25 protein-coding genes are annotated in these 26,888 nt (G+C 39.9%); 11 read left to right on the plus strand and 14 right to left on the minus strand.

Annotation, left to right across the window (positions count from 1 at the left end; translation table 11 throughout):
- Positions 1–156: 156 nt before the first annotated feature.
- Positions 157–2,259 carry an ATP-dependent DNA helicase RecG gene (gene recG, locus G0Q07_RS11590; protein WP_163346240.1) on the plus strand — a complete coding sequence of 701 codons (2,103 nt, stop codon included), beginning with the start codon at positions 157–159 and terminating at the stop codon, positions 2,257–2,259.
- A gap of 49 nt (positions 2,260–2,308) precedes the next feature.
- The gene (locus G0Q07_RS11595; RefSeq protein WP_163346241.1) at positions 2,309–3,304 is read left to right on the plus strand and encodes an aldo/keto reductase; all 996 of its coding nucleotides are present in this window, start codon (positions 2,309–2,311) and stop codon (positions 3,302–3,304) included.
- 1 nt (position 3,305) lies between these two features.
- On the opposite strand, the gene dat is transcribed toward G0Q07_RS11595, so the two are convergent.
- The 10 genes from dat to G0Q07_RS11640 all read right to left on the minus strand — a co-directional run bounded on the left by dat (position 3,306) and on the right by G0Q07_RS11640 (position 11,829).
- Positions 3,306–4,139 carry a D-amino-acid transaminase gene (gene dat / locus G0Q07_RS11600; protein ID WP_163346242.1) on the minus strand — a complete coding sequence of 278 codons (834 nt, stop codon included), beginning with the start codon at positions 4,137–4,139 and terminating at the stop codon, positions 3,306–3,308.
- A gap of 125 nt (positions 4,140–4,264) precedes the next feature.
- A complete protein-coding gene (locus tag G0Q07_RS11605) occupies positions 4,265–4,588 on the minus strand; it encodes an RNA recognition motif domain-containing protein (protein ID WP_163346243.1) in 324 nt (107 codons plus the stop codon).
- Between the two features lie 287 nt (positions 4,589–4,875).
- Positions 4,876–5,076 carry a ubiquitin-activating E1 family protein gene (locus G0Q07_RS20790; protein ID WP_246222890.1) on the minus strand — a complete coding sequence of 67 codons (201 nt, stop codon included), beginning with the start codon at positions 5,074–5,076 and terminating at the stop codon, positions 4,876–4,878.
- Entirely contained in the window at positions 5,073–5,618 is a 546-nt protein-coding gene (locus G0Q07_RS11610) for a tRNA threonylcarbamoyladenosine dehydratase (protein WP_246222891.1), read from the minus strand. The genes G0Q07_RS20790 and G0Q07_RS11610 overlap by 4 nt, the downstream gene beginning before the upstream one ends.
- 16 nt (positions 5,619–5,634) lie before the next feature.
- On the minus strand, positions 5,635–6,324 hold the full coding sequence (locus G0Q07_RS11615) for a TatD family hydrolase (RefSeq protein ID WP_163346244.1): 690 nt from the start codon (positions 6,322–6,324) through the stop codon (positions 5,635–5,637).
- A gap of 32 nt (positions 6,325–6,356) precedes the next feature.
- On the minus strand, positions 6,357–7,004 hold the full coding sequence (elbB, locus tag G0Q07_RS11620) for an isoprenoid biosynthesis glyoxalase ElbB (RefSeq protein WP_163346245.1): 648 nt from the start codon (positions 7,002–7,004) through the stop codon (positions 6,357–6,359).
- A 78-nt stretch (positions 7,005–7,082) separates the two neighbouring features.
- The gene (gene metA / locus G0Q07_RS11625) at positions 7,083–8,000 is read right to left on the minus strand and encodes a homoserine O-acetyltransferase MetA (RefSeq protein ID WP_163346246.1); all 918 of its coding nucleotides are present in this window, start codon (positions 7,998–8,000) and stop codon (positions 7,083–7,085) included.
- 155 nt (positions 8,001–8,155) lie between these two features.
- Positions 8,156–9,457, minus strand: a complete 1,302-nt coding sequence (locus tag G0Q07_RS11630; protein WP_163346247.1) for an O-acetylhomoserine aminocarboxypropyltransferase/cysteine synthase family protein — start codon at positions 9,455–9,457, stop codon at positions 8,156–8,158.
- A 209-nt stretch (positions 9,458–9,666) separates the two neighbouring features.
- Entirely contained in the window at positions 9,667–10,989 is a 1,323-nt protein-coding gene (locus G0Q07_RS11635) for an aspartate kinase (RefSeq protein WP_163346248.1), read from the minus strand.
- A 300-nt stretch (positions 10,990–11,289) separates the two neighbouring features.
- Positions 11,290–11,829 carry a hypothetical protein gene (locus G0Q07_RS11640; protein WP_163346249.1) on the minus strand — a complete coding sequence of 180 codons (540 nt, stop codon included), beginning with the start codon at positions 11,827–11,829 and terminating at the stop codon, positions 11,290–11,292.
- A 246-nt stretch (positions 11,830–12,075) separates the two neighbouring features.
- On the opposite strand from G0Q07_RS11640, the gene nhaA reads away from it, so the two are divergent.
- Positions 12,076–13,389 (plus strand): Na+/H+ antiporter NhaA, encoded by a 1,314-nt coding sequence (gene nhaA, locus G0Q07_RS11645; RefSeq protein ID WP_203532528.1) that lies wholly within the window; start codon positions 12,076–12,078, stop codon positions 13,387–13,389.
- A gap of 344 nt (positions 13,390–13,733) precedes the next feature.
- Here nhaA and G0Q07_RS20335 read toward each other — a convergent pair whose 3' ends face one another.
- From G0Q07_RS20335 to G0Q07_RS11655, 3 genes are all read right to left on the minus strand, one after another.
- Positions 13,734–13,871 (minus strand): hypothetical protein, encoded by a 138-nt coding sequence (locus G0Q07_RS20335; RefSeq protein ID WP_203532529.1) that lies wholly within the window; start codon positions 13,869–13,871, stop codon positions 13,734–13,736.
- 41 nt (positions 13,872–13,912) lie between these two features.
- Positions 13,913–17,272, minus strand: a complete 3,360-nt coding sequence (locus G0Q07_RS11650; RefSeq protein ID WP_203532530.1) for a sulfatase-like hydrolase/transferase — start codon at positions 17,270–17,272, stop codon at positions 13,913–13,915.
- A gap of 366 nt (positions 17,273–17,638) precedes the next feature.
- Positions 17,639–17,935 carry a hypothetical protein gene (locus G0Q07_RS11655; RefSeq protein ID WP_163346251.1) on the minus strand — a complete coding sequence of 99 codons (297 nt, stop codon included), beginning with the start codon at positions 17,933–17,935 and terminating at the stop codon, positions 17,639–17,641.
- A 97-nt stretch (positions 17,936–18,032) separates the two neighbouring features.
- Between G0Q07_RS11655 and G0Q07_RS11660 the strand changes: the two genes are divergently transcribed.
- From G0Q07_RS11660 to G0Q07_RS11675, 4 genes are all read left to right on the plus strand, one after another.
- The gene (locus G0Q07_RS11660; protein ID WP_163346252.1) at positions 18,033–18,746 is read left to right on the plus strand and encodes a GntR family transcriptional regulator; all 714 of its coding nucleotides are present in this window, start codon (positions 18,033–18,035) and stop codon (positions 18,744–18,746) included.
- A gap of 21 nt (positions 18,747–18,767) precedes the next feature.
- Positions 18,768–20,612, plus strand: coding sequence for a hypothetical protein (locus G0Q07_RS11665; protein ID WP_163346253.1), 1,845 nt, complete (start codon positions 18,768–18,770; stop codon positions 20,610–20,612).
- 16 nt (positions 20,613–20,628) lie between these two features.
- Positions 20,629–21,348 (plus strand): deoxyribose-phosphate aldolase, encoded by a 720-nt coding sequence (deoC, locus tag G0Q07_RS11670; RefSeq protein WP_163346254.1) that lies wholly within the window; start codon positions 20,629–20,631, stop codon positions 21,346–21,348.
- 99 nt (positions 21,349–21,447) lie between these two features.
- On the plus strand, positions 21,448–22,452 hold the full coding sequence (locus tag G0Q07_RS11675) for a GRP family sugar transporter (RefSeq protein WP_163346255.1): 1,005 nt from the start codon (positions 21,448–21,450) through the stop codon (positions 22,450–22,452).
- A 66-nt stretch (positions 22,453–22,518) separates the two neighbouring features.
- On the opposite strand, the gene G0Q07_RS11680 is transcribed toward G0Q07_RS11675, so the two are convergent.
- Positions 22,519–23,316, minus strand: a complete 798-nt coding sequence (locus G0Q07_RS11680) for an IS982 family transposase (RefSeq protein ID WP_163344491.1) — start codon at positions 23,314–23,316, stop codon at positions 22,519–22,521.
- A 236-nt stretch (positions 23,317–23,552) separates the two neighbouring features.
- Between G0Q07_RS11680 and rbsK the strand changes: the two genes are divergently transcribed.
- The 4 genes from rbsK to G0Q07_RS21310 all read left to right on the plus strand — a co-directional run bounded on the left by rbsK (position 23,553) and on the right by G0Q07_RS21310 (position 26,879).
- On the plus strand, positions 23,553–24,476 hold the full coding sequence (rbsK, locus tag G0Q07_RS11685; protein WP_163346256.1) for a ribokinase: 924 nt from the start codon (positions 23,553–23,555) through the stop codon (positions 24,474–24,476).
- Between the two features lie 105 nt (positions 24,477–24,581).
- The gene (locus G0Q07_RS11690; protein WP_163346257.1) at positions 24,582–26,000 is read left to right on the plus strand and encodes a glycoside hydrolase family 140 protein; all 1,419 of its coding nucleotides are present in this window, start codon (positions 24,582–24,584) and stop codon (positions 25,998–26,000) included.
- A gap of 9 nt (positions 26,001–26,009) precedes the next feature.
- Positions 26,010–26,663: a nucleoside hydrolase gene (locus tag G0Q07_RS11695; RefSeq protein WP_163346258.1), complete on the plus strand. Its 654-nt coding sequence runs from the start codon at positions 26,010–26,012 to the stop codon at positions 26,661–26,663.
- A gap of 9 nt (positions 26,664–26,672) precedes the next feature.
- Positions 26,673–26,879: a DUF3871 family protein gene (locus G0Q07_RS21310; protein WP_394366537.1), complete on the plus strand. Its 207-nt coding sequence runs from the start codon at positions 26,673–26,675 to the stop codon at positions 26,877–26,879.
- The last annotated feature ends 9 nt before the right edge of the window (positions 26,880–26,888 follow it).

Consider the following 26,888-nt stretch of genomic DNA (forward strand, 5'->3'; position numbering starts at 1 on the left):
CTTGTTTAATATCCGGAAATAGTATTTTTTAAGATTTATTATCATAAATAACTTTTCACTTGTTAACAAAAACTATACCCAATTCAGTTAATTATTTTCATAATTTCATCTTTATTCCCTGTTGTAGCACTTTGTGTGATTATGTATATTTGCTTCATGTCAGAATTTCTCGATCAGGAAATAAAATTCTTACCCGGCGTTGGTCCAAAGCGTGCGGAAATTTTATTCAAAGAACTGAAAATTAAAACCTTCAGAGATTTGATTTATTATTATCCCTACAAATACATCGACCGTACGAAGTTTTATAAGATTTCCGACATCAGAACAGAAATGGCATATATTCAGGTAAAAGGCGTTTTGCGCGCAATGGAAACAGTTGGCACCGGAGGAAAGCAGCGACTTGTTGCCCGCTTTTCGGATAGCACCGGCACCATGGAACTGGTGTGGTTTCGGGGCATAAAATGGCAAAAAGAGCAACTCCGAATGAACAAAACCTACATTGTTTTCGGGAAGCCGGCTTTGTTTAGTGGCCGAATTAGCGTGGTTCATCCTGAGATGGAAACCGAGGAAGAAATGCAACTCAAACCAGTCGGGCTGTTTCAGGGGCATTACAATACTACCGAGAAAATGAAAAAGCAGTTTCTCACCTCAAAAATCATTAACAAATTTCAGCTCACTTTGCTGGGACTGGCCAAAGGAAAAATCAGAGAAACATTGCCAGAACATTTGATTACTCAGCTAAAACTGATGCCACTTGAGCAAGCTTTATCAGCCATTCATAAACCGGAACAAACCACTGAGCTGAAAAATGCGACATTCCGTCTGAAGTTTGAGGAGTTGTTTCTAATTCAGTTAAAAATACTGGCCTTAAAACACAACCGCAAACAGAAATTCAAGGGATTTTATTTTGAAAAAGTAGGGTACAACTTCAATACTTTTTACGAAAAATTTTTACCGTTTGAGCTCACCAATGCACAAAAAAAAGTGATTAAAGAAATCAGGCGAGATGTAAATGGCACGTCTCAGATGAATCGCTTGTTACAGGGCGACGTTGGAAGTGGAAAAACCCTGGTGGCGTTAATGACCATGCTGCTGGCTATGGACAACGAATTCCAAAGTTGCTTGATGGCGCCAACCGAGATTTTGGCCCAGCAGCACTATCAATCGATATCAAAAATGCTTGATGGCATGGGGATTAATGTGGGTCTGCTTACCGGATCGACAAAAGCCAAACAGCGCAAGATTTTGCATGAAGCGCTGCAATCGGGAGCAATGCAGGTTGTTATTGGCACACATGCACTAATTGAAGACACAGTGAGCTTCAATCGACTTGGATTGGTTATCGTAGACGAGCAACACCGTTTTGGCGTGGCGCAACGGGCAAAGCTCTGGAAAAAGAATGATCTCATTCCACCGCATATTTTAGTAATGACCGCCACTCCGATACCAAGAACATTGGCAATGACGGTTTATGGTGATTTAGAAGTTTCTGTAATCGATGAATTACCGCCGGGAAGAAAACCGATTCAAACCATGCACTTTTTCGAAAACAGAAGAGCTCAGTTGAACCGTTTCTTGCAGCAGCAAATCGATAAAGGCACGCAGGTATATATTGTTTTCCCGTTAATTTCCGAGTCGGAAAAAATGGATCTGAAAAACCTGGAGGAAGGCTACCGGCATATTTCCGATACTTTCCCCGATTACCAGATAAGTATGGTACACGGAAAAATGAAGCCCAACTTAAAAGAAAGTGCCATGCAGGCTTTTAAACGTGGCGAAACACAAATAATGGTCGCCACCACAGTTATTGAAGTTGGTGTTGATGTTCCAAATGCAGCAGTTATGGTAATTGAAAGTGCCGAACGTTTTGGTTTGTCGCAGTTACACCAGTTACGCGGTCGTGTTGGGCGTGGTGCAGAACAATCGTATTGTATACTCATGTCGTCGTACAAAATAAGCAGCGAAAGCCGCAAACGCCTGGAAACCATGGTGCGCACCAACGATGGTTTTGAAATAGCCGAAGTAGATATGAAATTACGTGGCCCTGGCGATTTGGAAGGCACACAGCAAAGTGGCGTAGGCTTCGATCTGAAAATTGCCAATCTCGGGAGAGATGGAGAGATTTTACAAAAAGCTCGAAACATTGCGAACGATATTCTCGACGACGATCCTCTTTTACAAAAAGAGCAAAATCAGTTGCTTCTTAAAAATCTGTTATCATCAAAGGATACAAGCTTCGACTGGTCTTCGATAAGTTAATTTTTATCCCTAACTTTCCGGGAGTTTGTCATTTGAAAAGTATAAAATCATGGATAAAGTACAGTTACCTTCATCAGACGTAAAAATAACACCTATTACTTTTGGAGCCTGGGCCATTGGCGGATGGTTTTGGGGCGGAGCAGAAGAAAATGAATCGATAAAAGCAATAGAGGCAGCCATTGCAAACGGAATGACGACCATCGATACCGCACCGGTTTACGGTTTTGGTCAAAGCGAAGAATTTGTTGGTAAAGCTATTAAAGGGAAACGAAGTAAAGTTGAGTTACTAACAAAATTTGGTCTGGTATGGGACCGAAAGTCGGGGCATATTCATTATGAAAAAACTGTTGATAACGAGGGAAATCCGGTAAGTCTGTATCGTTTGGGCAGCAAAAAAAATGTGATAAAAGAGTGCGAAGATTGTTTACAACGACTTGGCACTGATTATATTGATCTCTTTCAGCAACACTGGCCCGACAGTTCCACCCCCCTCGAAGAAACAATGGAAGCTTTGGAAATTCTGAAAGATCAGGGGAAAATTAGGGCAGGAGGAGTAAGTAATTATTCGGCAAACGAAATGAAAAAAGCAGAAAAGTATTTCAAGCTTTCTTCGAATCAGGTTCCATACAGCATGGTTAACCGAGATATTGAAGACGAAGTAGTGCCCCACTGCATTGCCAACAATAAAGCAATTATAGCTTACAGTCCGCTGCAACGAGGTGTTTTAACCGGTAAAATTACCGCTGATTATAAATTTAGTGAAGGCGATCATCGCCCAACTACCCCATTTTTTAAGGAGCCAAACTTATCGCGAATCAATGCACTTCTGGATAAAATAAAACCTATTGCTGAATCGAAACAAGCAACTTTAGCACAATTGGTTCTGAACTGGACCATGAGACAACCCGGAATTACTTGTGTTCTCGCCGGAGCCCGAAATGAAAAACAAGTGCTGGAAAACCTGAAGGCGGCAGAACTAATGGTCTCCGATGACGAGTTTGCATCTATTCGAAAAAAACTGGATCAACTTACTCTGGAAGTCTAATTTAAGTCAACTCAAAAAACAGTTTTTGCAGTAAACGGGTTGTTTTTCCCGGTTTTCCATCGGCAATCAACTTGTCTTCTATTTGTACAACAGGGCAAATTTCGCTTCCTGTTCCGGCAATAAAAACTTCGTCCATTTCATGCAGTTCTTCTTGTGTAAACAGGCGTTCTTCAACCGGAATGTTATGGGCAGCGCAAAGTTCCATGATCACTTTTCGGGTAATGCCTGGTAAAATTAAGTTCGATAACGGACGCGTTACCACAATGCCATTTTTTACGCAAAGCACACTTGAATGTGTTGCTTCGGCTACCTTACCATCGCGGATAAGAATACACTCTCCTGCCCCGTTTTTATGAGCTTCATCATACAACATAGTATTGGGCAGTAACGAAACCGATTTAATATCGCAGCGTTGCCAACGAATATCGTCGCGGGTAATAACCTTAATTCCATTTTCCAGTTTTTCGACAGCTGAGGGAAGATCAAAAGCATAAGCATAAACTGTTGGCTCGATATCTTCTGGAAAATGATGTGAACGTTTGGCCGCCCCCCGCGAAATTTGCAGGTAAATGCCTGCGTGCTTATCAAGCATATCGTTTTTTCGGATCAATTCCATAAAAACAGCCTCTAGTTTTTCGGTATCATATGCAATACAAATCTCTTTCAAACTGCGTTTCAGGCGGTCTAAATGATCCTGAAAACGAAAAGCTTTTCCATGGTAATATTTCGCTACTTCGTAAACACCATCAGCAAACAGAAATCCTCGGTCGTTTGGCGAGATACGAGCTTCTTCAGCTGCAATAAATTCTCCATTCAGATAAACGATACTGCTCATAATTATTATCGGGTTGAATTGTATTTCAAAAATAGAAAAAGATTGGGATTCCGGTCTTATAAAAACAAAAAGGGATTCAACTAAATGAACCCCTTTTTTATATTATCAAAAAATTCTTTTCTGATCTAGTAACGCTCACGACGACCGTAACCACCTCCGCCACCGCGGTTGTAACCACCACCACCACCGCCACCGCGGTTGTTGTTTTCACGTGGTTTTGATTCGTTTACTTTGATGTTACGTCCTGCAACCTCAGCGTTGTTCAATTCTTCGATAGCTTTGTTAGCTTCCGCGTCATCTTCCATTTCAACAAAACCGAATCCTTTGCTTCTACCAGTAAATTTATCCATGATAATTTTAGCTGAAGCAACTTCACCATACTCTTCAAAAATTTCTCTCAAATCTTCTTCGCCCAAATTGAAGGGCAAATTTCCAATGTAAATGTTCATCTTATACTATAATTTAAAGTTAATTAATATCCATCTTACTGACCACCAGAAGAACCCGTCAAAATGCATCACGTCCTGGTGTTACTTTAATACAATATAAAAGATGTTTTATTACGATTGAAATAACGTCGGGAAAAACACAAGAGAGATAAACTGTCCGGTTTACTAAAAATCAATAAAAAAAGACCAAATTGCTAATCGCCAGACTTTTCTAAAAATTAACAGCCCAAAGATAGTCCTTTATTCTAACTATCAAACTAAAATTAACATATTTCTTAAACATACAGTTATTCTGCCGTTAGCTCGCGAATAACTTCACTGGCAATAAAGCACCCAAAAAGCGGTGGCATGTACGATATTGTTCCTACTGTCGATTTTTTATTTTGACCTTCCTCGATACGGACTGCTTCTTTATCAATAGTTTCGGGTGAAAAAACAACCTTAAAGCCCTTTTTAACACCTAATTGCGACAATTTTTTACGCATCATTTTGGCCAGTTTACAATTGTACGATTTTTTATATCGCACAATTCTATTTTCGACGGATCCATTTTCCCGCCTGCTCCCATCGAACTAATCACCCGAAGTTGCAATTGCAAGGCATGATATACCAGAAAAACTTTGGGAGAAAGCGTGTCTATGGCATCAACCACATAATCAAAAGGCTGCCTTTGTAAAATCTCGATAACACGCTTGTCGCGAATAAATTCATTCACGATTGTCAATTCCAGATTGGGATTAATATCATGAAAGCGCCTAGCCAGAATTTCAGCTTTTGGTAATCCTTTAGTACTTATTAACGCCGGTAACTGGCGGTTACGGTTACTTTCTTCAACAACATCGCCATCAACAATGGTCATCTTTCCAATTCCTGCGCGACATAATTGTTCTGCCGCATAAGCTCCAACACCACCTAACCCAACAACCAGCACATTTGCATTTTTTAATTTAGCCAGTTTTTCTTCTCCTAACAATAACTCAGTTCGTTCCAACCAGTGCATAACTCCAAAAGCTAATTTTTTGTTGGGCAAAGAAACAAAATTGTGTTTAAATTCTGCCAGGTATTAACGAATTTTCTATTTGGTTGAAGTTCTTCCACACCGCCTCTTTAAGCTTCTCAATGGGTAATTCTTTTAAACTTGCAGCCTGCTCATAAATGGCATCTACATCTGAATCCAGCTCATCGGTTTCGAAGAATATTTTATTTAATGGCAAATATTTGAATGACTTTACGGCTTTTGAATTCTCTCGGAACAGATTCTTTCCAAATGAAAACAGAAATCCTTTTTCCTCCAATTGTTTAGTAAATTCGAGACTGCCATTATATCCGTGCATGATCCAGGGCAAGACAGGGTTCATTTTATTACGAAGTTCCACCACTTCATTCATTGCTTTTACACAATGAATAATCAATGGGCATTCATATTCTTCAGCCATAACAGCATGCGCCTCAAAAACCCGCTGTTGCTCGATAAAATCACCTCCATTAATTTTATCGAGTCCGGCTTCGCCAACAAAAATTACATGATCGAATTCGAGTGCCTCCTCCACCATTTGCATGGCTTCATTATTTTGGTTTTTGGTGCCAAGATGCCAGGGATGTAATCCTACGGAATAAAAGTTACGCCCGCTAAATGCAGCGAATCCATCACCAGGAAATATATTTTGCACGGTAATGGAGTCTGCTTCTTTATGAAGTGGATGTGTGTGAATATTGATATAGGGAATTGAGCTCATAAAATTATTTTATATACAAAATTTGCTGGCAACTAAGCCATCTCCAAAATTTTAGCAACTGCATTTGAAGCGCCGTCTGCAATTTGGGTGATTGTGGCATCGAGCATATAACAAGGTGATGTAACTACTTTGTATTTCTCATCAACAACAATTTCTCCATGGGTTGTATTAACGTGCGTAGCTCCCAATGCCTCAATCCCATCTGCAGTTCCTTTGTCCTGGCCAATGGTAAGTTTTACATCGCCTAAAACTTTGGCAATTATTGCCGGAGAAATACACAACGCACCGATAGGTTTTCCTGCTTCAACTGTAGCTTTTATCGCTTTCTCAACATCCGAATTTACTTTACAATCGGGTCCGTCAAAGGCAAAAGTACATAGGTTTTTAGCAGCACCAAAACCTCCGGGAATAACAATGGCATCATAATCGGCAGCTTTATATTCCGACAAAGCTTTTATGTTGCCACGGGCGATACGGGCAGCTTCGATCATCACATTGCGCGTTTCCGGCATTTCGTCGCCGGTTATGTGGTTTACCACATGCGCCTGATCAACATCGGGGGCAAAACACTGGTAGGCTGCACCTTGCTGGGCTATTGCCAATAAAGTTAAGGTAGATTCATGAATTTCGGCTCCATCATAAACACCATTTCCTGCTAATACTACTGCTATATTTTTCATTATTCCTCGGTTTTATGTATTTGTTACTCAAAGTTACAAGATTAAAAGAGAAACAGAAAGCGTAACAGAGTTCAGTTATTAATTAATTTGTTCCAGATCGTAAGGTGTTTCCTGATAAACGTAATAGTTCAGCCAGTTGGAAAATAACAGATTGGCTGTTGATTTCCAGCGCATAATTGGTGTTTTCGATGGATCGTTACCGGGATAATAATTCACGGGCATTTCAATGGGTAATTTTTTCTCCTTATCACGTTTGTACTCTCCATCCAGAGTATGACGCGAATATTCAGAATGACCTGTTACAAACAATTGGCGCCCGTTTTTGGCTTTTACAATAGAGACACCTGCTTCCTGCGAATAGGAAATAATCTTCAGCTCGTCCACTTTTTCGATATCCTCTTTACGAATTTCAGTATGACGTGAATGTGGAATAAAAAAGGCATCATCAAAACCGCGGAATATTGGTAGTGTATTATCGGATAAGTGATGCTCGAAAACGCCAAACATTTTATTGTTGAGGGGATATTTTGGCACATTGTAATAATGGTACAACGCAGCCTGAGCTGCCCAGCAAATAAACAATGATGAAGTTACATGGTGCTCAGCCCAGTCGAGAATCTCTTTCATTTCATTCCAGTAGGTTACTTCCTCAAAATCGAGTAGCTCAACTGGTGCACCAGTAATAATCATGCCATCGTACTTTTTGTCTTTCAGCTCATCAAAAGTGCTGTAAAACTCGCTCATGTGTTCCGAAGAAGTATTCTTTGGTGTGTGACCTTTTATCTTCAGAAAGTCAATCTCAATCTGTAAAGGAGAATTTGATAAAAGGCGGAGAAGATCTGTTTCAGTGGAGATCTTGAGGGGCATCAAATTTAAGATCACAATTTTTAGTGGTCGTATATCCTGATGCGATGCCTGTGATGAATCCATTACAAAAATATTCTCCTCGCGAAGTATTTCAATTGCCGGAAGTTTGTCGTTTATATTTAATGGCATTTTTTTTTGACTATTTTATTCTTTGACTAACGAGATCTGTTTTTACCCGCTTTTCGAGGCTGCAAAATTAACCAACATTCTGAAGTGCTTGTTCAATGTTGAAGATATTTTTTTGATTCACCTGCTGACTGGGAGTCAGCAGGTGAATGTTCGCACTAAGCTTTGCCCAGCGCCTGCTCAAAGTCAGCAATAATATCGCCAATATGTTCTAATCCAACACTAACACGTAACTGTGTTGGAGTTACTCCTGCGGCTGCCTGAGCTTCTTCCGACAACTGTTGGTGAGTTGTTGCTGCCGGTTGAATAATCAATGTTTTTGCGTCGCCAACATTAGCCAGGTGACTTACCAGTTCCAGATTATTAACCACATTATTAGCCGTATCTTTATCGCCTTTAACATTGAATGACAGCACTCCACCGGCACCTTTAGGCAAATATTTCTGCGCATTGGCATAGGATGGATTATTTTCCAGCCCCGGGTAATTTACGCTCTCCACTTTCGGATGTGCTTCAAGCCATTTGGCCAAAGCCAGTGTATTTTCCACATGACGATCCATTCTAAGCGACAATGTTTCCAGCCCCTGAAGAAGCAGAAACGAGTTGAACGGACTGATTGCCGAACCAAAATCACGCAGTCCTTCAACACGTGCTTTTATAATAAATGCAATATTTCCGAATGGTCCGTCGAAATTGAATACATCCCAGTATTTCAATCCGTGATAACCTTCAGAAGGCTCAGTAAAACCGGGGAATTTACCATTACCCCAATTATAGGTTCCGGCATCAACAATTACACCGCCAATGCTGGTTCCGTGGCCACCGATCCATTTGGTTGCCGATTCCACTACAATGTCGGCACCATGCTCAATCGGGCGGAATAAATAACCACCGCCTGCAAAGGTATTGTCAACAATAAACGGGATATCGTATTTTTTAGCCAATGCGGCAATCGCATCAAAATCAGGAATTACAAATCCCGGATTTCCAATCGTTTCAAGATAGATTGCTTTTGTTTTATCGTCGATAAGTTTCTCGAACGATGCAGCTTCCAAATCTTCGGTTAAGCGTGCTTCAATTCCCAGTCGTTTAAAAGTAACTTTAAACTGGTTGTATGTTCCGCCGTACAAATATGGCGATGAAACAATGTTGTCGCCAATATCCAGAATATTATTCAAAGCAATAAACTGCGCGGCGTGTCCCGAAGCCACTGAGAGTGCTGCCACTCCCCCTTCGAGTGCTGCCATACGCTGCTCAAATACATCCGAAGTTGGATTCATGATTCGGGTATAAATATTACCAAACTCTTTTAGCGCAAATAAGTTGGCCGCATGATCGGCATCGTTAAACACGTACGACGATGTTTGGTAAATTGGCACAGCACGCGAGTTCGTTGTTGCATCGGGTTGTTGTCCTGCATGTAGTTGCAGTGTTTCGAAATTCAATTTTTGTGTTGTCATTTTGTTATAATTTTATGAGTTAGAAACTTGTTGAATTTTTTCTTTACCCCTCTGCTTGTAAGCATCTCCTCTTACAAGGGGAGAACGCTTTAATCGAAGCCTCTGCAAATAAAGTTTTGCAGATACTTTGCATTATCCTTTTTTCCCTTTGTAAGGAAAAATGGCGACAGCCAAAAGGGTAAAATCATTCTTTAATAATTGTTACAATTCTATTTATCACTAAAAAAAGCGTTATAAATTTCTCTCACACTTTTTTCTTTGTCGGATTCCTGCACCACCAAATAGCTTACCAGGTCAGATGCGCCGGAACCACTAAGTATTACATTGATTTTATTGTTAGCTACCGCAGCAAATATCTTTGCCGACACGCCGTAAGCCTGTTGCATACCGTGTCCTACAATACCAATTAGTGCCAAATCGTTTACAACCTTAATATCAGTAACAGTAGAAAAGCCCAATTTGTGAACCAGTTTTAATGCTTTTGCGCCATTTTCTTTGCTTAAGATAAAATTGATGGAGGTTTGCGAGGTAATTACCGACTTAATGTTTAACCCGGCATCGTTTAACTGGTTTGTTACTTTTGCCAAAATACCCGGCTTTAAACCAACACCCGGTCCATCTAGCTTTAGCAGCGAAATATCGTCGGTGCAAGCAACACTTTTTACAATCTGTTTTTCGATATAAGTCTCGGTGTTGATTATGGTTTCAACTTCGCCCTTTGCCGTTTTCGGACTCAACACCTGAATCGGTATATGCGCATGCTCCAGCGGCTCCACTGTACGCGGGTGAAACGAATAGTGCTCGAAATAAGCCAGCTCACTGGCCTCTGAATAAGTAAGACGTTTTATAATCTCGGGATTTTCGATAATAACAGGTTTGGCCCGCTGAAAATCGTTGTCGAGCCCCCAAAGTTTTAGGGCATCTAAGCCCAATTCTTTGGTAAGAAAAGCGGCGGTGTAATCGGCTGCCGTTTTCCCGGTTCGAGCCAGTTTGTTGTTTTCGGCAAGCCCGTAGGTTCCGGGAACCAAGAAAACTCCGTCCTCCAGTTTATTGAGTTTATTTTTGTCTACCGACAGAAAAGTTGCGTTTCCAAAATCGGATGATACCTGCAATGCGATATCTTCCGGCTGAATTACAGTTGCTTCTTTCCAGAGTGAAGACAGAATCTCAAGCGACAATTTCTCGGCGAAACAATAAACCTGATCTTTTAAAGCTCGTGAGTAGTCTCCAATAAGACCGATTCCTTTTAATAAACCAATAAGCTGGTCGGCTAATTTTGAATAAGTATCAGACGGTTGCTCATCAATATTATTAACATAAAATCCGTAGATTTCGTTTAATAATTTCTCTTTGTTCAGTTCGTTCTGAAATACCTGTTCCAGGTTGAATTGAATAAGATCGAGCAATCCGGGAATGGCAGAAACAACCACATAGTTGCGGCTTGTGCTGCCTGCTAACCAGGCTTTTAAATTTTGTAGTGCTATTTGGTTGCCAATATGGCTTCCACCAAATCGAATAACATTATCCGACATAAAATATTTTTTTAAATTTATTTGTGATAACAAACGCTTGTACGGGATGCCTTCAATCAACGATTAACCATCGAATGAAGGCTAGCGCATAGACATAAACATAGACGACATAAACATTGCTCCGCAACGGATTGCTGCGATAGAAGAAGTAGTATTTCTTATGTCAATGTTCATTCTTGCCGAATTTGTTTAACACAAATATATATTGATTTTTCAGAACAGCAAGCTTATCTGGAATGATTTTAGATAAAATTTACATTAAGGGTCTAAAACAAAAATCTCAGGGATGATGCTTTTTTGCTAAGGATAATCGATAATCACACGAATAGAAAGCTCTATTTCTCCTTGCTTTTGACTTGAGGCATCAACATACAGATTAATTTCATCATCAGCTAACAATTGAATGGAATCACTGGCTACAAAATAGCCTGTTTTTCCTTTTTCAATTTCCTGGATTAAAGAGTCGTTACCATTTTTCCGTAACACAACCTTTCCATTTTCAGACAAGGAGTTTCGCGATACTTTAATTTGCATCTCTTTAATTTTTCCTTCTTTCAGTGGTTTAAAAGCTACTGAAGATTCAGATCCGGAATAACTTCCGTTGAAAATTGAGATGTACTGTGAATACCCTCCCATTATAGTAATTCCAACATTATATTCTCTATTTGAAACTACATTCAATTCATCATCTTTATCACAAGCAGGTAACGTAATAAATAGAAGAATAAGCCAGAAAAACGTGTTCTTCAAAATGTTCATTATCGATGTTAATAGAGTTTGTTCTTCAGAACGCCCTCGTCCAAATTTTATTGTAGAATAAATTATGATTATTTCAGACATTGAAAAATTGCGTTCCTCAATATTAGAAACTCTTTCAAGCATGCAGTCGTAAACGAAAAAACAAGCGAAATGAATGTTTCCTAAGAAAGACTGATTTATGATCTTAAAAATATTTATTGCTTTTATTGGCTAATGGAAATTCCGTCTTCATCGATTTATGATTTTTGGGGGATACAAAAGAATTAGGTTTAGAATTAAGCTCTTACTATATTAAGGTCCCTGTGGAGACATTTTATTTGTTGAATTATGGAGATTAAATTTGACCCGTTACGGAGATTTGTAAAAATAAAATCATTGAGCAGCATTTGTATGCTTCTGGCTGCTATTTCAGCCCTCATTGTTTCCAATACCAGTCTAAACAACTGGTATAACCAGTTTATACACCTCGATTTTTCTATTGGCTTTCCCAATTTCCACCTAAGCAAATCGGTATTACACTGGATTAACGACGGACTTATGACCATCTTTTTCTTTGTAATCGGACTGGAGATAAAAAGAGAATTTCTGCTTGGTGAGCTCAGTTCAATGAGAAAAGCTATGTTGCCCATTTTTGCTGCAATCGGTGGAATGATATTTCCCATTGCTCTATTTTTTATTCTCAACCACGGCAGAGAAGGTATAGAAGGCTGGGGAATTACAATGGCTACAGATATAGCTTTCACATTGGGGGTGTTGGGAATTCTGGGGAAACGCGTACCTTTTGGACTGACCATATTTCTGGCCGCATTTGCAATTATCGACGATTTGGGCGCGGTTTTGGTCATTGCAATATTCTACAGTTCACAAATACACTGGCATCTTGTTGCCATATCCGTTGGCTTATTGATGGGGTTATCACTTCTGTCTTTTAAAAATATTTATTCCAGGTATTTATATATTCCTGTTGGGATTGTGACATGGCTGCTGTTTTTAGAGTCGGGAATACATCCAACCATCGCAGGAGTTCTTTTTGCATTTACAATTCCATCGCATCGAAAAAAGCAGCTGATAGTTGTTATCAATAAAGGGAAAAAGGCCCTCAACCAATTGTCGCAATTAGTTGGAAAAAAGGTTGTGGAGTTTAAAGATCACAAAACTGCCATTAATATTTTAGACAATATAACCTCCGAAATTCAGTCGCCATTACAACATCTGGAAAATAAATTGGGCACATTGGTTTCCTTTTTAATTATTCCGCTTTTTGCTTTTGCAAATTCAGGAATCAATTTCACCGACAACGAAGGTACTTTTACCCGTTTATCCATAAGTATTGCGGTGAGCCTGATTTTTGGGAAAATAATTGGCATCAGTTTATTTACCTGGTTGGCAGTAAGATTTAAATTGGCAGTACTACCCGAAAATGTGAATTTTAAACAGATTATTGGTTTAGCTTGTTTAGGTGGATTCGGGTTTACCATGTCCATTTTTATTTCCCAGCTTTCTTACGAATCCCTCCATTTGCAAAACTCAGCAAAATTGGGAATATTAATTGCATCAGTAATTGCCGGTATAAGCGGTTACCTGATTATCCGGTATTCAATAAGAAAAAGCGTTCCGCCGGAAAAACCCACACAAAACTAATGAGAACAAATACGTATGACTTGGACATGATAATTTATGATGGATACCCAAATCCTGAGGCCATAAATTCTTCCATTACGTCCAATCGGTAGAAAGTGTTCTTAAAATTGAAATTATTCGGGGCAGCCCCAAAGCGGGAATCTTATCACAAACTTTTTTTGACACAGTCAATATATGCAATACAAAAACCTTTTAGGATGCCCCCACGAACATTAATCACTTGCAGGAAAAGCGATATTTAAATAAATGTACCTATTCCTTGTAACATTCGGTTCAGCTACAAAGATTACTTCTTCAATCGTAGTACCTTGCATATAGGTGTTACTATTTTTAATGAAACTCGTTTAAAACGAATTCACCTGAATTTCAATTTTATTCATTCCCGGATTTAAACGAACCGACCCGAATGCCGGATTAACGGTTTCACCATTCAGTGTAAGTACATCTTCTGATGACAGATTCACACTAAAATCTCCCACCATATTTGCTGGCAGTTCTATTAAGTATTGGGTTAATCTGTTGTTTATCTTTTGAAATCACCTTTAATTTGACCTTTAATAGTAGGTACTACAATCGAACTGTTTTTTAAACTGCCCATTTGTGGATGAATGCTGACTACACCAAATCCGGCAATTTTAGGTTTGATACCCCATAAGCCACGTGGAATTATATTGGCCGGAGCTGCCCCCCAGGCATGATTCCAATCTGAGTTGGGTTTGTATTTCATATCCCAGGCTTCCATCGTAATGGTTGAACCTACTTTAATCATGTTGTACCAACTGCGGTCGTGAGTTGCCGTCATTAATTCAAGTGCATAATTTGCCGCACCGGCGTTGTATAACGCTTCCATTAAAAATTGTGCCCCGTAAACACTGCATCCCATTCCGCGGGTTTTAATGTAATCAGCTACGCTTTTTTTGTAAGCATCAGGAACAATTCCAAAAGCCAGGGGCAACATATTGGAATGAATGGCTCCATGGTCGGTTTCAATTCCATCTTTGTAATATCCACCTGCTTTATTAAACAGATACTCATTCATCGACTTTTTTACTTTAGCTGCGCGCATTTCGAAATTCAGCTCTTCTTGTGGTTTATTTAAAAGACGAGCAAACTCAGCCATAATTTCCATGTTTTTGTAATAGAAACTATTAATAACTGTGCTTATTGGAGTAAAAACAAAACCATCGCGTTCACCCTGTGGCCAGTCTTTTGGTAATTTCCAACCGGTGTTTTTTTGTGCTGGTGGCCAGTCAACTATATCGCGCACCCTTTGAGTGGTATCGGCAAAACCCAGTTTTGCCATAAATTCTCCATTAAGATTTGGCGATTGGGTACTGATTAAACCATGCTTATATTCTAGTTCCGCTAAAGTTTTATGTTTTAATGGCTCGTAATATTTTTCTATCAGTTCGGTATTACCGGTGTACATGTAATCGGCATAGAAAAGCAGAGCAACATGTAGTTGCCATTCGGTTGGCCAGGTTGGGTAATCCATAAAATATTCAATGGTTTTACGAGCGATTGAATATTCATTATCAACTGAATAGTGGCTTAACTGATTCAAATAAGCATCGGCTTCATACGGAATACGTTCGCGGTCGCCATCCACATAATATCCGGCAAAAGAAGTGGCTTTTTGCGAATATTTGCAAAGCTCCCAAACCTGGTTTAAAATATCGTTGGAGCTTAAAAATGAACTGCTTGTATCGTCAAAATAATTAAAATAGGCAACTTGAATTAAATCAGTTGCTTGTAATCCAGACCCTCCTTCAATTTCAACATAACGATAAGGCATAATTACCGGAAACGAATCGGGTAATGCAACTGCCATCGACTTTGTATTTCTTTCGTTTGGTACTAATTTAATTTGGTATTCCGTTTTCAGAGGTGACACTTCTAATTTGACCTCGGCAAACCGGATTGTTCCTCCAGGGTTTTGGTCGATTCTATCACCCAATAGTTTTTCTCCTAAACGAACGATCAATGTTTCTTCCTTTTTTGCTGAATAGGTAATATTTAATGTTGCAAAGGCATCTTTTCCAAAATCGGCAAAATAGCTACCATCAGCATTCTTTTTAAAGTTTACAGGTTTAATTTTTTCAATCTCAAACCAGTTTGAGGAAGAGATTTTTTCACCAAACTCACCCGTTATAAATTGTTGTGGTTCCGAATATTCTGAAAGCCGGTTGTCTTTATCAAAAATACGAACTTTCCAGAAATACGTTTTATTCTGTTGTAAACCACTGCCTCCTAACTCAACATCGCTTGACTGGGAAGAACGGGTATTTCCACTGTTCCAAACATCGCCAATATTGTTGTCGATATTTTCTTTTGTTGAAGCTACCAAAACCTGATAGCCCACCTGAACAACTGCCTCCACTGGTACTATCCAGCTAAATTCCGGTTTACTATCAATAATTTTAGTAAAACGTGGATCACGTATATATTCAACGGTTAATCCTGAAGGAATTCCAGAATACGGATCGGCATAACGTTGTCCCAATTCATCGTTTTTAGCCCGGAACTCAAAAAGTACATCATTGTATTTTGGATTGCTGGCCAGGTTGTTTATCTCTTTCGGATCATCTTTCAAATTGTACAATTCTTCCAACGATTTATTGTTTACATAGCGCATGTATTTCCACTCGGAAGTTCGCACTCCTTCACTTGGAGGAATATTTTCAAACTCCCAGAGGTGTTCTATTAAAATTGTATCTCGGTCAATTGATTTTTGTTTTCCGGTAACAACAGGCATTAAACTTTTACCATGCCACGATTCAGGCACTTTAACACCTGCCAAATCGGCAATGGTTGCCGGCACATCAATATTCAGGGCCATGTCGTCAATATCCTTAGGCTGTTTTACCCGCGGATCGTAAATAATTAACGGAACCCGAATGGAATTATCGTACATCAGCCATTTACCTGAAATCTGACGCTCGCCAAGAAAAAAGCCATTGTCGCCCATCAAAATAATAACAGTATTCTCTGCCAGGTTTTTCTCATCCAGCTTTTTCCTGATTTTGGCGATTTCCCTATCAACTCCATTAATCATGCGATAATACCCTTTTGTACTGTGTTGGTATTTTTCAGGAGTGTCGTTCTTCCAGTGCCAACGCAAACGGTTAAATCCATCGCGTACAATTTGTGGTAGTGCATCAAAGTATTTATCATCAGCCAGTTCCGGTTCGGGCATATCCATATTTTGGTACAATTTGCCCGGCTCTTCCTGCCAAAAATATTGCTGGGGTGCTCCATCGTGTGCATGGGGTGCACTAAAACTCAAGGACAAAGAAAAAGGCTTATCATCGGGCACATTATCAAGAAAATCAAGTGCCTTTTGACCTGTGTAACGGGTGAGGTGAACAGTGTCACCATTCAACGTTTTATAATTGTAGCCTCTGTAGTCTTTGTATTGGTTTGCCCGATCATAGTCTTCAAAAACATCAAATAATGTTTCTTTTTCAGGGTAATTAACTCCAAACTTTCCAAAAAAACCAGTGTAATAACCGGCTTGTTTTAATAAGCAGGGGTAAGCATTTTGCATAAATTCATTGCGAATAGCTCCAGTTTGGAAAGTATATTTATGAGTGCGTTCCTGCAGTCCGGTAAAAATACTGGAACGGCTTGCTGAACAGATAGGAGTTGTAACCAAGGCATTTCTGAAATACACACCAGCTTCAGCTAATTTGTCCATTTCGGGGGTTGTAGCTAGTTTGTTTCCGGCATAACCCAATGCACTCCAACGCTGATCGTCGGTTAAAATAAAAATAATGTTGGGTTTTTCGCCCTTCTTTTTCTGTTTGGTTTGGCTTGTTGTCTTTTGTACGTTGCCACATAAAAAAAGGCAAAGCATTACAACTATTATTAGTTTTTGGTGCATATCTAAATAAATTTAGTGCAATATAAAATGTATTTGAATGTTTTCGTATCCTCTTCTAAACTATTTTCATTTGCTACCGGTATAAAATGTAGCAAGTACTAGTATAATACGAATTAGCTTGTTAAATATATGTGTTTTTAGAAGCTCGAGTGTCTCTCAGAAAAGTGTAGACTGTTCTGTACTCAAAGTAAACAACAGTAGTTTTAGGTTCATATGTATACATTTAGGTTTTCATCAATATTGGGTTTAGTTTTCCGAAAAACAATTAGATATTAAGAGAATTGTTGGTTGAACTTTTTATTTCTAATTAATTCTCCCGCTTTGAAATTTCCTTGTGTGATTAATTATTGGTTCGGGAACTTATTTTCAAATTATTTGCAAACGATGTGAATAAACTCCTCGAATGGTTGTATTCTTAATCAGCTCTTCAAGTGTATTTTCGCGAAGCCATTTTCTGCTAGTTTTATCAGCTACGCAATCTTTGCTCCAGGCAAAAACGGTTAAACGATCTAAAATCCGCGTGCGGGTATAAAATCTCACGTTATTGTTTTCCGGATATTTGTTGAAATAATTAATCATTGACTTACTGCGGGGTAGATATGTTTCTTCGCCATTGCCACAATCAGTAAAAACACTGTCTTTTATTGAAAAATTATCGTACAAGAATGTCGCAGTATAGTGAAATACATCTTGTGGTTTTTAAATTTTACAATCCCAACTTGTACGTACAAGTTATATTTTTACCTTTGTTCTGAGAATTATGAAAAAAACGAAACCAAAATACCTAAATGTACAGATCCATCTGAAGCAGCAAATTCAGCAGGGCACCTACAATCCGGGAGATTTTATTCCTTCCGAAAATCAATTGTGCAAACAATTTTCCATAACCCGAACTACTGCACGTAAAGCACTCGATGAACTAATAAAAGAAGGTTTTATCGAGCGGATTCATGGCAAAGGAAGCCGGGTTAAAGAACGCAGACATACCTTAGGATTACTAAATGTTAAGGGATTTTCAGAGGCTGTTGGTGAAGGTGTAAATACAAAATTTCTGCAACATCCAATTAAAGCATTATGGAGCGATGAAATAATATTGCCTGTTTCCGAAACGGATAGGAATGCATCTTGTTTCTATTTTGAAAGGCTGCGTTTTGTTGGAAAAACACCGGTTATGCTCGAAAAAAACTGGTTTCCCAATACTAAGCTTCCTCAATTTACAGCGACCGATTTTGTTGATGGCTCATTTTTTAAAACGTTAAGTCAGCGTTACTTAATTGAGATTGTAGGTTCAACCCAGGAAATCAGGTCTGAATTTGCCAGCGAAAAACATGCAAAAATTTTTGGAATTGAAAGTACCAGTCCATTGCTTCATATTTCCATAAAATTTTTAACCTCAAATCCGAAATTAACGATATACAGCGAATTATACTGCGACACCTCGGCATATCCGGTGGGCAACAGCTATTATCTGTAAATTAACAAAGACCAAAAACGAATGAATAAGAAACCATCGTATTCAAGGCGTAACTTCGTAAAAACCAGTTTGGTTACAAGTGCAGGAATTGTAGGCGCCACTACCCTGTCTTCTTACGCAACAAATGAAACAATATTGAAGAACGAAAATCCCGTTTTTCAGGAAAACAACTGGCAACCTGATGACGGACCGGCAGGATTATTATTCTCGCAGGTTGGTTATGAAATGGGCTACCCGGTTCGGATTATTGTTCGTTTGCCCCAAAAGGAAATGTTGCCGGAGAATGCATCTTGTGTCTTGAATCCATCCGAACATGAAAACAGGTACAAAACATCTTTTAAATACTGGGGAGAAATATGGAAAAGCCACTGGTGGGTAGCTGATTTTTTTGATATCAGGGAACCAGGAAATTGGCATGTTGAGGTTGATTACGATGACAAAATAATGTTTCGATCCAATGGGCTAAAAGTAGATGAAAATATTCTTTGGGATTCAACTATTGAATGGTCATCAGTAGATATGCTCGAAAGAAGACGGCATTTTACAGGCGTTGGCGCAGGTTGGCAGGATGCCGGAACAAAATGGGTGGAAAGTCCGGCACAAAGTGCCATGATAATAGCATTGGAAGAACTGTTGGATCAGAAAAAAAATACGTTCAATATAGCGATGCTCGAAAGAATTTACACCCAAATTAAAGTAGGTTGCGATTATTTGGTTATGACGCAAAACAAAGCGGAAGAACTGGGTTTCCCCCGGGGTTCGATGTCGCACGATGTGGTGGGACACGAACACGATGTATTGCCAAACGATGCCATGAAAGCTGTAATTGCGTTGGCCAAAGCGGTTCAACTTCTTCCTGCAAAATATTCTGAAGAGAAACAAAACTACAAGCAATCAGCGGAGCTCGCCTACCATTGGCTACTAAACACTGCAAAACCAGTTGGGGAATATGGTTACCAGAAAATGCAACGTGGTTTAAATAATAATGCCAAAATCCCGGATGATGAATGGTTAACCCGGGATTTGGTAACCTTATGCAGCGCAGCTTTAGAAATGAATAAATTAGATGTTGAAGGAGCCAAAAAAGATGCGTTCAATTTTGCTCAAAAAATAATGAAACGGCAGATTCAAAAGTCGGAAGCAATGGAAGGATTTTACGGTCATTTTTACGAATTCGAGAGCATGGATCACGCCGAACCATCATGGGTGCACGGAATTGTTCCTTCCGATAACGGCACACAGTTTGGCGCTGATATAGGCCAGATTTACCCCAATTACCTTATGCCGCTTATCGACCTGCTTCGAAACAACCCAAAACATAAAGACGCTGAAAAATGGCGACAAACGCTATTCAATTTTACATATGGATATTTAATCCCGGGATGCGAAAAAAATCCATTCCTGCTTGTTCCGCAGGGAATATTTAAAGATGAAGGTCCAATCTGGTTCTGCGGAACTTTTCACGGCACAAATGCCATTTACGGATACACCGCCGCCCTGGCCTTTGAGCTTGCAGAATTACTCAATGAACCGAAACTGAAAAACATCGCCTATGGAAATCTGCAGTGGTTGGCAGGCTTGAATGCAGGAATTACACGTAAAAATATGAAACAGGGATGTGTTGTTTTTAGTACCGACATCCCCGATGGAGTAGCACTTCCTGCAAGTATGATATGCCACATTGGCGAACGTTGGGCCGGAACCTGGTTCCAGACTCGTGGTGTAATCTGCAACGGATTTTCTACCGGAAAACAGTTTGTGTATGATGTTGCACCCAAAAAAGAAAACGACGGACCATTTTCGTTTACCGACGAGGACTGGATTCCACACAGTGCAGCCTGGTTGACAGGCTTAGTGAGATTATAACTTAATTAACTTATAAATGGAAAAAGTAAAAGAACTTGCAAAAATGATCGATCACTCCATTCTTCATCCTACGATGACCGATGAAGATTTGAAACGTGAGTGTGATGTAGCGGCAACCTACAATGTAGCCTCGGTTTGTGTGAAGCCCTATGCTGTTAAACAGGCTGCGGAATTATTAAAGGACACCGATGTTCTGGTTGGGTGCGTAATTGGTTTTCCGGCTGGAAATTCGGCTGTTTCGGTGAAAGTTTTCGAAGCTGAAACTGCCTGCAACGATGGTGCTGTGGAAATCGACATGGTGATCAACATTGGAAAAGCATTGCAGCACGACTGGGATTATATTGAAAAAGAAATTGCGGCAGTTACCCAAAAATGTCATGAGAACGGTGCCATTGTTAAAGTGATTTTTGAAACAGACTATGTTACTCAAAAAGAAGACATTGTAAAGCTGTGCGAAATTTGCACAAAAGTAGATGCCGATTATGTGAAAACATCGTCAGGATTTGGTTTCGTAAAAGGCGATGACGGCAAATACTCTTATACCGGGGCCACTATTCCAAACCTGAAGCTTATGAAGGCCAGTGTTGGCCCAAAGGTAAAAGTAAAAGCTGCCGGTGGTGTGCGCACGCTCGACGGATTGATTGCCGTAAAAGAAGCAGGCTGCACACGGTGTGGAGCCACTGCTACCGTAAAAATTCTTGAAGATGCAAAAACACGTTTTAAAAATAATGACTAATAAGACTTACAGTACGCAGCTAATAACATAAAAGAAAATTTCTGCCTACAGTTCGGCAGATCCATCACCTTTTTAACCTATAACTTTAAACTAAAAACCATGTACATTGTCGATTCGTATTCGCTTGCAGTTGTTTTCTGCATTATTACCATGTTGGGTTGGGGCTCTTGGGCCAATACACTAAAACTTACACCGTCAAAATGGGAGTTTCCGCTTTATTACTGGGATTACTCCATTGGTTTGGTTTTAACCACGCTACTTTTTGGCTTTACGTTTGGAAGCACAGGAAACGAAGGGCGGAGTTTCGTTACCGACCTGACACAGGCTGATATTTCAGCGTTATCGTCGGCATTTATTGGAGGTGTTGTATTTAATATTGCTAATTTGCTGGTGGTTGCAGCTACCGCAATTGCTGGGCTTTCCGTTGCATTTCCTATTGCTATTGGACTGGCTTTGGTAATTGGAGTAACGGTTAATTATCTTGCCGTTCCACTCGGAAATCCGGTAATTTTAGTTATTGGAATAGCACTCGTGGTAGCAGCTATCATCGTCGATGCATTTGCTTACCGACGTTTGCCACAGGAAAAATCCGGCGATCAGAAAAAAGGTATTATTATTTCAATAATTGCAGGTGTATTGATGGGATTCTTTTATCGTTTTGTGGCCGCTTCAATGACCACAGAGTTCGCCAATCCCGTTACCGGGCTGCTTACGCCCTATTCAGCGATGTTCGTTTTTTCCATCGGGCTATTTATTTCCAATTTTGTATTTAACACTTGGTTTATGTACAAACCGGTTACCGGCGGAAAAGTGTCGTACACCGATTATTTCAAACTGGGTAGTCCCAAACTTCACCTCATTGGGATTTTGGGTGGATTAATCTGGGGCGCGGCAATGGAATTCAACCTGATTGCTTCGGAGCATGCCGGATACGCAATCAGTTACGGGCTCGGACAGGGCGCAACCATGATTTCTGCGGCCTGGGGAGTTTTTGTGTGGAAAGAGTTTGCCAAAGCACCAAAAAGTACCAATAAACTGCTGGCGGCCATGTTCGTGCTGTTTATTCTTGGGCTCTCACTCATTGTAATTGCCAGAGTCAATTAACGTATGAAGTATAATTCTTGAATCCAATGTCTATAATTTAATTAAATAATGAACCCGTTGTGCGGTTTAAACTGCCAGGGCATATTTTAAATTATTAATTGGTTTACCGTTCTTTAAATTAATGTATTGCAGTAAAGTCACCGAAGTAACTTTTGTGAGTATTCTGACTGACAATCCAATAAGTGTTTTGGCGTAATTACGTTTAAGCATGAACTGGTCGCAAAGTTGAGAAAACAATGTTTCGATCCTTTTTCTAAACTTTTTAAAAACAGGTGGGTACAAAGTGTAAGCTTTTTGATTAGCCCGCATGGGGGTTTCCAGTTTAACGTTGCAGGAAGAAAACAGGTCAATTTGCTGAGAACTGGATAAATATCCTTTATCTCCCAGCAGGATACAATTGTTTAGCCCAGAATGCTTTACCTGCGACAGGTAATGAACATCATGGACACTAGCCTTGCTTAAGTCCATACTATGAAAAACCCCGTTTGCAGAGGTAAGCAAATGAAGCTTGTAGCCGTAATACCAGGTTTTATTAACAGCAGAATAGCCTTTGTTTGGTGCTGTCTCAAAGTTTTCTTTGCAAATCCTGCTGCGTTGTTCACGGGCGTTCTTGCAAACAGGGATGGGAATCGAATCAACCAGGAAACAGTCTTCTCCTGCATTGAGAAAGCCGGCTACAGTCTTGTTCAATTCTTCGATAAAAGGATAAAGGCGTTTTCTTCTGCGGTTAAAGTTGCTTCGGTCGATTAGGTTGGGAAAATCATCAGCATGTTCGCTTTTGATTTTAGCCCACAAAAAAGCTTCGCTGTCGATTCCGAGTGACTCGCCAGTAATAGAGAACGCAATAATTTGACAATCAGACATCTTTGGGCGGTTTCTATACGAATAGAAATTATCGAAAGAGTTGATGCGATTTTTAAATACAGATTTGGTAATGAGAAAGAATCTGTCGTAATTTGATTTCAAGTTATGCATAACAGAAGTAAAAATGTGGTGTTTTATACTTCTAAGATATTGAATATCATGATTATGCATAACTTTTTTTAGTTATAGATATTAATAAGGTTATTAACAAATTAAACCGCACAACGGGTTAAATAATGAATAAAAAGATAGTAGTCATCGGCAGTTCAAATGTCGATTTAATCATGAAAATGGATCACCTGCCAGAAAAAGGAGAAACAGTGACCGACGCCGATTTTTTCCAGGTATATGGAGGAAAAGGGGCCAACCAGGCGGTAGCTGCCGCCCGTGCCGGTGGAAATGTGGCTTTTGTCAGTTCAGTGGGCGAAGATGCTTACACACCACAAATGTTGAAGAATTATAAAAACGACAGTATTGATACCCGGTTTGTTTTTAAAGAAGTCGGAATTGCCAGTGGTCATGCATTAATAATGATTGGCGACCAAGGCGACAATTACCTTTCAGTAGCCCCGGGAGCCAACTATAATCTAACACCTGAAAGAATTGACGAGGCACTCCCTGTTCTTGAGAAAGCTGGAATTATTGTGATGCAATACGAAATTCCGGAAGAAACGATTAAACATGTCATCGATCTGTCCAATGCCCGAAATATTCCTGTGTTGATGAATTTTGCACCGGCCCGTCAATTTGACTTTTCCTACATCCCGAAAATTGATATCTTGGTTTTGAATGAAGTAGAAGCCGGATTTTTGGCCGGAATGCAAGTAAAAAATGAACAAGATGCTGAAAAAGCAGCTGTGAAGCTGATTGAGCAAGGAGTAGTAAAAGTGATTATCACACTCGGTGCGCAAGGAGCATTTATGCTTACTAATGATCAGAAAATCGCTGTTCCGGCCTTTAAAGTAGATGCTGTTGACACCACTGCTGCCGGCGATACCTTTTGTGGTGCTTTTGCCGTAGCAAATGCGGAAGGGATGATTCCGGCGGATGCATTGCGTTTTGCCAGCGCTGCTGCTGCACTTTCGGTAACCCAAATGGGTGCCCAGCCATCAGCTCCCACACGAACTGAGATCGATAAATTTTTAAAACGGAAATTATAACAAAATTGTCATTCGAGCGAAGCAAGGAATCTGATGCTTACAGTATCTCAATTAACAGATTTCTCAGCCACTCTTACTTCGAAATGACAGAAAAACAAAAAAATTATGAAGACAATAATTTGGACCATAACTCTTATTTGTATTTGTTCAGCGAGTACCTTTTCACAACAACTTCGGGTGAATGAATCACAACGCTATCTCGAAACAAACCAAGGAAAACCATTTCTTTGGATTGGCGATACGGCGTGGGAATTGTTCCACAAACTAAACCGCGAAGAAGCTGTTGAATACCTCGAGAACCGTGCAGCAAAAGGATTTTCTGTGATTCAGGCTGTAGTGCTGGCAGAAAATGACGGACTGCGAACACCAAATTCATATGGAGATGTTCCACTGATTGATTTAGACCCGGCACAACCCAACGAAGCCTACTTCAAGCATGTTGATTTTATTGTAAATAAAGCAGAAGAACTAGGACTTGTCATTGGCATGTTGCCTACCTGGGGCGATAAAATAGAATCGGCCAATCCGGGTGCAGGCCCTGAGGTTTTCACTATCGAAAATGCCGCCATTTTCGGAGCATTTTTGGGAGAACGTTACAAAAATAAACCAGTGGTTTGGATTTTGGGTGGCGACAGGAATGTATTGAATAAACAAGTGTATCAAATCTGGAATTCCATGGCTGGCGGATTAAAAAAAGGTGATGGCGGCAATCACCTGATGACCTTTCATCCGCGCGGTGGTTCGCATTCGGCATACTTTTTTCACAATGCTGAATGGCTCGACTTTAATATGTATCAAAGCGGACACGGATCAAAATATATTAATGTATATGATTATGCCAATTACCTGATGCTACTTCATCCGCAGAAACCTTTTGTTGATGGCGAACCGGCGTATGAAGATATTGCCATCAAATTCTGGAAGCACATGGATTTTTCAAAATATTCTGAAAAAAGAGTGCCTACCGGAGTACTTGATACAGATGGTCTTATTGAGAACCGTTCGCACTTTAAAGATGGTTTTTTCAGCGATTACGACATTCGGGTTCATGCCTACTGGAATTTTCTATCGGGCGCATGTGGTTATACTTACGGCAATAATGCCATTTGGCAAATGCAAAAAAAAGGTGGCGAGATTGCTATTCCATGTCTATACGACTGGCGCGAATCGATGGACCGCCCCGGAGCTTTCGATATGATGCACCTGCGCGAGATAATGGAAGAACGATTTTATAATCTGGTACCCGATCAATCGTTTGTTTACGGTATCACCCCAAAAGGAGAAAATTATATTGCCGCGGCCGGCTCTACCGACAAATCGTTTGCAATGATTTACCTGGCAAAAGGCCAGCCGGTAAAGGTGGTAATGAACAAGCTAAAGGGAAATGTGCAAGCCAGTTGGTTTAATCCGCGAAATGGAGAACTGCAACAAATCGGTAATTTCAGCAGCGAAGGAATTAAAACGTTTACCCCATCGTCGTCGGGTGAAAACAACGACTGGTTGTTGCTTTTGGAAACGAAATAAGACATGAATATGAACCATATAAAAATCGTATTGGCACTACTTGCTATTAGTATAACTATAACAGGTTTTGCACAGAAAAAAACGTTTATCATCGATGCGGATACCGGCAATGAAATGGACGACTTGTATGCCATAGTTCGTGCATTCGACAACGATGAAGTCAAATTGCAAGCTTTGATTTCTGCACATTTTAACAACCCGCAACTGGTTACCGACTCCATGTGGAACAGCTATTCCACCAAAAATATCAACACACTTCAGCTTTCGCAAATGGAAAACGAACGTTTGCTACAGGAGTGTAACAGAAAGTATATTCCGCATCCGCCGGGCTGCGAAAAAATGGTGGGTTATTCGTGGGGCTATTACGAAGGAGCACAAATCCCCCAATCGGGAGGAGTTGATTTCATCATAGAAATGGCCCAAAAGGCATCGCCTGAGAATAAGTTAAACATGGTTTGCCTGGGTGCTGTTACAAATGTGGCAGCTGCCATCTTAACCGAGCCCTCCATTGCCAAAAATATTCGACTTTATGCACTCACCATGAAATATGATTTGGAAAAAAAAGTGTGGAATAAGAATTCGTTTAACGCCCGAAACGATTTGAATGCATTGGATATTGTACTGAATGAAACCACTCTGGAACTTCTAATTATTCCTGGGTAGGTGAATCTTGTGGTCAAGGACTATTATTCTGATGAATCCTTTTGCAGAAATGATTTGGGCAATATCAACCTGTGGAAGCTATACAATCTATTTACTGGTGCTAACAAGATGAGCTACATTGATTCATTCTTAGACAGGAATGTAGGTTGCCAACAATTTGTTGGTGGATTACATGAAGCTTTAGGGCTGAATAAACATCATTGGTTTGTTAGTTAAAATATTGTC

It is taken from the genome of Draconibacterium halophilum (assembly GCF_010448835.1).
In the GTDB taxonomy this organism is placed as follows: domain Bacteria; phylum Bacteroidota; class Bacteroidia; order Bacteroidales; family Prolixibacteraceae; genus Draconibacterium; species Draconibacterium halophilum.